The sequence below is a fragment of the Luedemannella helvata genome (assembly GCF_039528415.1).
GTDB classification, from domain to species: Bacteria; Actinomycetota; Actinomycetes; order Mycobacteriales; family Micromonosporaceae; genus Luedemannella; species Luedemannella helvata.
In genome coordinates this window covers 1-8,886 of sequence record NZ_BAAALS010000059.1, presented here as the reverse complement: position 1 = coordinate 8,886, position 8,886 = coordinate 1, and the positions used below count along the sequence as shown (strand labels likewise).

Sequence of the window (8,886 nt, the reverse complement as noted above, 5' to 3'; positions counted from 1 at the left end):
CGAGAACTCATCGAGTCCGAGCAGCTCAACGGGTGAACCGTCACTGCCGTACTAGCTGACGATGGGTTGGTGCGGCTACTCCGCAGTGTGCTTGATCGAACGCGGCGTGCGCTCAAGGGCATGGTTGTGCGGGGCGGTTGCTGTCACGGTTGCTGTCATCCAGCCGGTATCGACATCGATATGTCGATTAATCGCCGGGCTAGATAGTCCACAGGGGACGCCCAGCGCATGGTCCGGTGGCGTGCCGCGTAGCGGTGCGGCGTCGATGCCCGGACCACCCGTGTAGGTCGCTCGGCGAAGGCATCGTTTCGGCCTGGGATACGACGGCTTCTCGTTGTGCTGGTCCGGTCACGGGCTGTCTGGCTCTCGGCGGGCGTGCGCGCGTGGCCGTAGGTCGTAGCGCGTGCGCGGCGGTCCGGCCCGTGGGCCGGGGCGCTGTACTTGACCTTGTATAGCAAATTTGAGCACACGCTCGATCGGCAGCTCTGGGTCTCGGGGTGCTGGGTGTTCAGCTTCTGGGCTGTCGTGCGCGGCGTGGTCTGGGTGGTTCGGTTGTCGTCGCGGTCGTGGGTTCGGTGTCCGGGCCGGCTGCGGTGGCGAGTCGTGCGTGGTATTGGGCGATCTCGTCCCGCAGGGGCTGTGCCATGGCGTCGAGTTCGGCATGCAATTCGGCGAGCTCGGCCAGAAGCCGGTCGCGGGTGGTCTTGTCAGGTCCGCCTTCGATCAAGGCGATGGTCTTGGCGGTCATCTCGTCGCGTTTGAGCAGGTAGCGGGCGAGTCGGGCGTCGAGGTCGGGGTCGGGGATCGTCTTGCGAGGTGGCTCGGGGACGGGCTCGCCGTCGAGGATTCGCACCCGCTCGGGGGCTTGGGGGTGCACGAAGGTGCCCCGGCCGACGACGCCGTAGGTCAGGCCGAGGGTCTGCAACTCCCGCAGCGCCCGTTGCGCGGTCATGGAGGCAATCCCGTACTGTTCGGCCATTTTGCGGGCGGTGGGTAGCACGTCGTCGGGTTGCAGGGTGCCGGTGCGGATCTGGTCGACGATGTCGTCGACGACCCGTTGGAAGAGGACCCGTTTGTCGTCGGCCGGATGCATAAGGTGATCGTAACCGTCACGTGAAGGTTGTGCATCCCAGGCTTGTCAAGATTTTCTGGATCAGTCTTGACACGATCACGAGTTGCACGTGTAACCTGTCGTTCCCGTGGTTCATGCCACAAGGGTGGGACCGGGTAGATGGAGAACCGACACATGCTCGTGTTACCGATCGAAGCAAGGCCGCTGCTGGTGCTGTCCGCGCCGGTGGCTCAGTTCAAGGACAAGGAGAAAACGCAACCGCAGACCGACCGCGCCACTGGTGCGCCGCTGGTGGAGGTCGCGGTCGCGCTCACCGTGGACGGCGGGACCCCGCAGGTGCTGCGGGTCTCGGTGCCAGCGCCGGGGGTGCCGAAGGACCTGGGGATGGGGCAGGTGGTCAACCCGACCGGGTTGACGTTGGTGGCGGGGGAGTCCGGGGGCCGGGCGTGGCAGATCTTCCGCGCGTCCGCGCTGACGGCGGTGAAGTCGTGATGATCGACCCCCGCCTGGTCAACCCGACTACGGCCGTAACGGATGGGTCGGGTATCGACGCCGGGCGGTTCACGGCCTGGCTGTCGTCACCGGCCTTGCCGCTGGCGATCGTCGGGGTGCTGGCGGCGGTCGGCCTGTGGTGGCTGGCCCGCCACGTGGTCCGTTATCTGGTGACGCCGGCGGTGGTGCGGCCGATGCTGCGTCGTGCGTGGCGGATCAAGCGGCGGTGGAAGCGCACCGCCCGCCGGGTCGGTCTGGTCCAGGTCGAACGGGGCCGGCCCGGGTTCTGGTCATCGGCCCCGGCCACGACGGTGGTCGAACGCGAACTGATCCCGCCGGTCCGTGTCCAGGCGCAGGACTGGGGCGTCGCCGTGGATGTGGCCACGCTGGGTCGGACCGGCCTGGCCGAGTTCCAGCGGGCCGCCGCGTACCTGGCCGACGTGTGGCAGGTGCCCCAGGTGCGCGTCGAGCGACTGCGACCCGGCTGGGTGCGGCTACGTGCGATCGTGCACGACCCGCTCACCCAACCCCTGTCCTGGGCCGAACCGGTCTCACCGTCCGCCGGGCGACGGGGCAGTCCGCGTCGTCCGGTCACCCCGGGACCCGGACCGTCGCCTGATCTTCGCCGGTGGGCGGCCGGTGTCGACGCAGACGGGCAGCCGGTGGACCTGCGGTCGGAATCGGTGTCCGGGATCGTGGTCGCCGGCCTGGCCGGCTACGGCAAGACCTCGTTCCTCAATGCCCGTTTCTGCGACCTCGCGCCCAGCCCGGCGGTGCAGTTCGTACTCATCGACGGCAAGGGCGGCCCCGACTACGACGATCTTTTCCCACGTGCCTGGCTGTCCGCGAAAGACGACCCGTCCACCGTGCGGGATCACCTGGCCCGGGTGCGGGATCTGATGGTGGCCCGCCAGCACGCGATCCGCACCCAGCTGGGCGTGAAGAACCTGTGGCGCGTCGGCCCCACCACGGCGTGGCCGCTGGTGGTTGTGGTGATCGATGAGGCGCATACGTTCCTCAACGAGACCAAGGGCACCGACCCGGACTCGAAGAAACTCGACGCCCTTGCGCGTGAGTCGGCCCGCCTGGTGGAGGAGCTGGTCCGTAAGGGCCGCAACGTCGGTGTTCAGGTGATCCTGGCGACGCAGAAGGCCACCGGCGACGCCATCCCTACCAAGATCCGGGACAACTGTCAGGTCGCGGTGTCGTTCGCGCAACGCACCTCCGAGGCGGCGACCGCGGTCCTCGGGTCGGACATCACCGGGTTCCCGGACGAGCACCCGCGCCGGCTGCAGGACCCCGCCTACGTCGGCGTCGCGTCGATGATCGCCGACGGGCGGCCCGGGTTCACGCTCGTGCGCACTCGGCACGTGTCCGACGAGGTCGCCGACCGCATCGCGGCCAGCACCGCGCAGCTGGTCCGCGACCCGCACCAACTGCTGATCGACGCCGCCCGGGCAGTCGAGTTGATCGAGGAGGAGGACGGCGGCCCATTCCGCCAAGAACCAACCGCCGCCCTCCCCACCAGCCCCATCCACCGCAATGGAAAGGACCTGTGGTGATGATCCCACCCGCCACCGACCATCCCCAACCCGTCACCGACCCCGAGGCGTTGGCCGCACTGGCCCGCGTCGGGCAGGCCGAGGACCTCACCCGCCGGGTGGGTGCGTGTGAGCACCCGATCGTGATGCGGGGACGCAGCCTGCTCGTCGACCCAGCAACGGGCCAGATCCTGCACCGCCCTGACGCGACGACAGTCGGGATGCGGTGCCGCAACCGGCGCGCCACCGTGTGCGTGGCCTGCTCGACGCTCTACAAGTTCGACGCCTACCACCTGGTCGCCGCCGGACTACGCGGCGGCAAGGACACCCCCGAAACGGTCGCGCAGCATCCGCGCCTGTTCATCACGCTGACCGCGCCGTCCTTCGGTGCCGTCCACATCGGACCTGATCACACCGGCACGCCACGTCTGTGCCATCCGGGCACAACGACCCGGCCGGCTGCCTGCGGGCGTTGGCATGCGCCAGGCGACCCGGACATCGGCACCCCGCTCGATGCGCAGTCGTACGACTACGCCGGGCAGGTGCTGTTCAGCGCCCACGCCGGTGTCCTGTGGTCGAAGACCACCACGGCCGTGCGCCGGGCGTTCGCCGACCAGTGCGGCATCCCGATCCGCCACGCCGCGAAGCGGGTGCGGGTGGTGTTCGCCAAGGTCGCCGAGTTCCAGACCCGGGGAGTGGTCCACTACCACGCCCTGGTCCGCGTCGATGGCCCCGACGGGCCGGGCAGCCCACCGCCCGGTTGGGCCAGCAGCGATCGGCTCACGGAAGCGATCCGCCATGCGGCAACGACGGTGGCCGTCGCCACTCCGGCCGCGCCCACCAGCCCGGCGCGCATGCTTCGCTGGGGCGTCCAGATCGACATCCAGCCGCTACCGGCTGCCGGGTCGAACCGGCCCGATGACCCGGACGCGCGCCGCGAGGCCAGTGTGGCCCGGTATCTGGCCAAGTACGCCACCAAGGCCGCCGAAACCGTCGGCGTCACCATCGCGCCGATCTACTGCCGGACCTGTAGCGGTATCGGAGCCCGAGCCGGGGGCCTGTGCCACGCCTGTCACGGCACCGGCCGGCGACCCGGCGTCGACCTCGGCACGCTGTCCCCGCACGCGCGGGCGCTGGTCGACGCGTGCTGGCGGCTCGGCGGCCGACCCGAGTATCGGCATCTGCGGTTGCGCCGGTGGGCGCACCAGCTCGGCTACCGGGGCCACTACACCACCAAGTCCCACACGTTCTCCACCACGTTCGCCGCACTGCGGCAGGAGCGGCGAGCCCACGCCGAGGCGGGCTTGGTCGACCGGGTCGGGGGCGAGCCCGGCGTGCCGGTGCTGGTGGTCGGGGACTGGTCCTACCACGGCCCGGCCGTATGAGTCCTGACCTGCTCACCGTGCCGCAGGTCATGGCACGACTGCAGATCGGCCGACACACCGTCTACCACCTCATCCGCACCCACGCCCTGGCATCCGTCCGCATCGGACGGTGCCGGCGCATCCCGGCCACCGCGCTGGACGACTTCCTCGCCACCCTCACCGAACAGGGCCACTGATATGCCACCCAAGAAGAACGCGAACGGACAAGGCACCATCTACCAACGCGCCGACGGCCGCTGGTGCGGCAGCGCCTACGTCACCACCACCGACGGCACCAGCCGCCGCGTGCACGTCTACGGCGAGTCCCACCGCGAAGCCTCCGACAAACTCGCCACCAAGATCGCCGACTCGGTGCGGGGCACCGCCGTCGTCGCCAAAGACCCCACCGCCACCGTCGGCGACTACCTCACCTCCTGGATCACCACCGTCGCCAAACCGAGACTGCGGCCGACCACCCACCGCACCTACACCGAGATGATCACCCGGTTCCTGCTCCCCGGCCTCGGCACCCGCCGGCTCGGCAGCCTGACCGTGACAGACGTACGCGAGTTCCTCACCCGCCTGGCCGCGGCGTGCCAGTGCTGCGCGCAGGGCTTCGACGCCCGCCGCGACCCCACCCACCGCGACCCGCAGCGGCGGCCCCGCTGCTGCGCCGTCGGGCGGTGTTGCAACAAGACGGTCAGCCAGGCGACCGTCCGCTACGTCCGCGCGATCCTGTCCACCGCCCTCGGCGACGGGGTCCGCGAGGACCTGCTCGGCCGTAACGTCGCCGCCGCCGTCCGCCTCCCCACCGCCCGCACCAATTTCCACCCGTTCACCGTCGGCGAAGCCCGCAAGTATCTGTTCGCCGCCGCCTACCACCGCCACGGCCCCCTGTTCGAACTCGCCCTGCGCTGCGGGCTACGCCAGGGCGAACTGCTCGGCCTGCAATGGGACGACATCGACCTCGACGCCGGGCACCTGTCCGTGCGCCGCACCCTGGCCCGACTGACCGGCGGACCCGTGTTCCAGGAGGTCAAAACCCACCGCTCCGCCCGGCGCATCAGCATCCCCCGCGAGTGCATCTCATCGCTCAAGCGCTACCGGCGTCGCCAGGACATCGACCGCCGCGAAGCCGGCGACCAGTGGCGCGACCTCGGGCTGGTGTTCGCCAACCCCACCGGCGGACCCCTCGACGCCGCCTACGTCCACCGCAACCACCACGCCCTCTGCGACGTCGCCGACATCCGCAAGATCCGCTTCCACGACCTGAGACATTCGTGCGCGACCCTGCTCCTGGAACAGGGCGTCGACCTGGTCGTCGTCAAGGACCTCCTCGGCCACGCCCAGATCCACACCACCGCCGACATCTATGCCCACGTCCGCATCCGCCTGCAACGCCAAGCCATCGAAACCCTCGGCCACGCCCTCAACCCCGACCCGACAGCTACCACCGGCCCCGACGACGCTGGCGAACCCGACGACCCGCCCCTGACCGTTCCAGCCTGACCCGACCCAGCGCCACCTCGTGCGCCCCGTCGCTGCCCTCACCGGCCGGCGGGGCGCACGCCTATCCACCCCACCCCGGTCGCCGTTTGGTGGTGCGGCGCGGTGCGCTCGGGCAGGCACTGGCCTGCCCGCACCACCTGCCCCAGGGGCCGTCGAGGCTCACGGTCAAGGGCGGCCCGCAGGGCCGTCGCACGCGACGCGCAGCGCCCTTGACCGAGAGAACGGCCCCGTAGGCTCGCGCCACACCACCACCAACCACAACGGACGATCATGATCGCCTTTATAGACAGACACCGCTGATGTGACACCCGTCACCAGCGACGTTCGCTGAGGTTGCTGTCACCGTCGCTGTCAACCATCACCGCCCGTCGATGACCACCAGACGACCATTCGTAAAACCGCTGTTCAACACCATGATCCAGGCCATGGGCCAGCCCCACGGGCCGTGACGCTTCCAGACGTACTATGTGGTAGCCGGCGATACTCCAGTTCTGGTACACAACGCCAATTGCGGCAACCTTTTCAAGGGGGACGGATGGCAGCATGTACTGTACGAGCATGTAGATGGAAGTCCAGGGGTGGCGGCAAACAACACTACATTCTCAAAATATCTTGACCTTGATGACATTGGAGATTTGATCGAAGATGCCGCCAAGTCGCGGGGAGTCCCAAATACTCCTGACCCCATTACCAAACTTCCCAGAGACGGAACGATACACACAGTGCCCTGTGGCTACGCCTGCGGATCCCGTGGCGAGACGTCCATAGAGGTTATCTTGAATCCAGACGGCTCTCTTCGCACTGCATATCCGAGGTGATCGCAATGGATGAATTTTCACTGCGCTGGCATATTGCGGCTCCCGGCTCAGCGACGTTCTCCATGAGCTCTTCCCAAGAGACCGTCGACGTACACACGACCTACGTGGGTGACGGCCTAGGCTCCGTGCTGCAGGCAGCCATTGACCTCCAAGGCGGGTCTAGCTCGGCAATAGCCTTCCTGCCCGGCGAGCCGGGAGGAACGTGCCTCTTCTTTGCGGGTGCTGATTCTGACGTATATCTACAAGTTGTCCAATTCGAAGATATGTCATCGGAAAGCCGGCGCTGGACCGGCGGGCGACTTCGCTGGCATGATCGGATAAGCGTTAAGAGTTTTGCCTGCCAGGTCGCATTAATGGCTGAGGAGGCGTTGGCCAGATCCGGAGGTGTGGAGGCATATCGTGCGGCCTGGGGTGGCGTCGCTTTCCCAAGTAAAAAGCTGCAGCTTCTCCGAGATAGCATCAGCCGGTAATGTCCCTTTGGGCAAGGCGGCCGGGCTGACAGCCAAATTGGTGGGGATGGTCTCTGGCGTCTCGTAACAGTGGCCGGGGAATCGATTGACTATGGCCCGACCCTGTCTTTTCGATCAGTTAGCTTGATCTTTAACCTCGGATGGTCGGTCGCGGCCCCCGCGGTGTGACGGAAACAGCCCTTGGTCGATCATCTTCTTATCGAGGGAAGATGATCAATGGACCAAGGGCTGTCTTGTGATCAGTGTGCATGATGGCGCGCCGGTTGGCGCGGTGGCGCAGCTGGACGGGTTCCGGCAAGGGTTCTACCGGTGCCTGGCCGCGCGGGCGGATGCGTTGTTCGAGCTGACGGATGCGCTGCTGTGCGCCGATGGGCCGGTGCGCAGCCTGGTTGATCTGACGCTGACGGCTGAGCACCGTCGCGGTCATGGTGCGCTCTACGACGGGCTCAACGCGGGCAGCATCGAGGTCGCGCGGCTGCGTACCGCGGTGGCCGCTCTGGTGCTGCCGCGCTTCGACGGTGGGCGGCTGGTCTTGGCGGTGGATGTCAGTCCGTGGCTTCGCCCGGATGCGGCTACGGCACCGGATCGGTTGTTCTGCCACGTGTACGGGCGTGGCCGCAGTCAGGACCAGTTCATTCCCGGCTGGCCGTACTCGTTCGTCGCGGTCCTGGAGCCCGGGCGCACGTCGTGGACACAGATCCTCGACGCGGTGCGGTTGGGCCCTGACGACGACGAAGCTCAGGTGACCGCTACGCAGGTCCGCCAGGTGGTGCAACGATTGATCGCCGCGGGTCAGTGGCATGATGGCGACGCGGATGTCCTGGTCGTCTTCGACGCCGGCTACGACCTGGCCCGACTGGCCTACCTGCTGGCCGACCTCCCGGTCGAGGTCGTCGGCCGCATCCGCGCCGACCGGGTACTGCGGTTACCGGCACCGCCACGGCCGGCCGGGACGATCGGCCGTCCGCTCAAGCACGGCGGCGAGTTCCACCTCGGCGACCTGGCAACCTGGCCCGACCCACACGTGCACACCACGACCGAGACAACCCGGTATGGCACCGCGATCGCCCTCGCATGGGATCGGTTACACCCCCGACTGACACACCGCGCCGCGTGGTTGGACCACACCGGTGAACTACCTATCCTAGAAGGCACCCTGATCTGCCTCACCGTCGATCATCTGCCCGGTGACCGCGACCCGAAGCCAGTGTGGCTATGGTCATCGCACACCGGCGCATCAGTGTCGCATGTGGACCGTCTATGGCAGGCGTTCCTGCGCCGCTTCGATCTGGAGCACACCTTCCGATTCTTCAAGCAGACGCTGGGCTGGACCACGCCCCGCCTGCGTGACCCAGCCGCCGCCGACCGCTGGACCTGGTTGGTCATCGCCGCCTACACCCAACTACGCCTGAGCCGCGATCTCGCTGCCGACCTACGCCGCCCCTGGGAACGACCCGCCCCGCCAGGACGACTCACACCCGCACGCGTCCGTCGAGGGTTTCGAAACCTCCGCCCGAAGACCGCCCGTCCGGCGCGTGCGCCGAAACCAACTACACCAGGCCCTGTGAACCGCCCCGGGTCTGGTGGAGTCCTCAGGCTGTGACCAGGTGTTTCTGGTCG

7 protein-coding genes and 1 pseudogene are annotated in these 8,886 nt (G+C 67.9%); 6 read left to right on the top strand and 2 right to left on the bottom strand.

What is annotated here, in order from left to right:
- Window positions 1-508: 508 nt before the first annotated feature.
- Window positions 509-1,093 (bottom strand): GntR family transcriptional regulator, encoded by a 585-nt coding sequence (locus tag ABD191_RS28210; RefSeq protein WP_344088773.1) that lies wholly within the window; start codon window positions 1,091-1,093, stop codon window positions 509-511.
- A gap of 153 nt (window positions 1,094-1,246) precedes the next feature.
- Here ABD191_RS28210 and ABD191_RS28205 point away from each other — a divergent pair, with 153 nt between their 5' ends.
- Genes ABD191_RS28205 through ABD191_RS28185 form a run of 5 tightly spaced genes read left to right on the top strand, consistent with a single transcriptional unit; the run spans window position 1,247 to window position 5,978 of the window.
- The gene (locus ABD191_RS28205) at window positions 1,247-1,564 is read left to right on the top strand and encodes a hypothetical protein (RefSeq protein ID WP_344088770.1); all 318 of its coding nucleotides are present in this window, start codon (window positions 1,247-1,249) and stop codon (window positions 1,562-1,564) included.
- Window positions 1,564-3,126: an FtsK/SpoIIIE domain-containing protein gene (locus ABD191_RS28200; RefSeq protein WP_344088780.1), complete on the top strand. Its 1,563-nt coding sequence runs from the start codon at window positions 1,564-1,566 to the stop codon at window positions 3,124-3,126. The genes ABD191_RS28205 and ABD191_RS28200 overlap by 1 nt, the downstream gene beginning before the upstream one ends.
- A complete protein-coding gene (locus ABD191_RS28195; protein ID WP_344088777.1) occupies window positions 3,126-4,490 on the top strand; it encodes a replication initiator in 1,365 nt (454 codons plus the stop codon). Before ABD191_RS28200 ends, ABD191_RS28195 begins: the two co-directional genes overlap by 1 nt.
- Window positions 4,487-4,666 (top strand): helix-turn-helix domain-containing protein, encoded by a 180-nt coding sequence (locus ABD191_RS28190; RefSeq protein WP_344088767.1) that lies wholly within the window; start codon window positions 4,487-4,489, stop codon window positions 4,664-4,666. Before ABD191_RS28195 ends, ABD191_RS28190 begins: the two co-directional genes overlap by 4 nt.
- A 1-nt stretch (window position 4,667) precedes the next feature.
- The gene (locus tag ABD191_RS28185; RefSeq protein WP_344088764.1) at window positions 4,668-5,978 is read left to right on the top strand and encodes a tyrosine-type recombinase/integrase; all 1,311 of its coding nucleotides are present in this window, start codon (window positions 4,668-4,670) and stop codon (window positions 5,976-5,978) included.
- Window positions 5,979-6,289: 311 nt separating this feature from the next.
- On the opposite strand, the gene ABD191_RS28180 is transcribed toward ABD191_RS28185, so the two are convergent.
- On the bottom strand, window positions 6,290-6,523 hold the full coding sequence (locus tag ABD191_RS28180) for a hypothetical protein (RefSeq protein WP_344088761.1): 234 nt from the start codon (window positions 6,521-6,523) through the stop codon (window positions 6,290-6,292).
- A gap of 978 nt (window positions 6,524-7,501) precedes the next feature.
- Here ABD191_RS28180 and ABD191_RS28175 point away from each other — a divergent pair.
- Window positions 7,502-8,848: pseudogene (locus tag ABD191_RS28175) on the top strand (NF041680 family putative transposase); the annotation flags it as partial.
- Window positions 8,849-8,886: the final 38 nt, after the last annotated feature.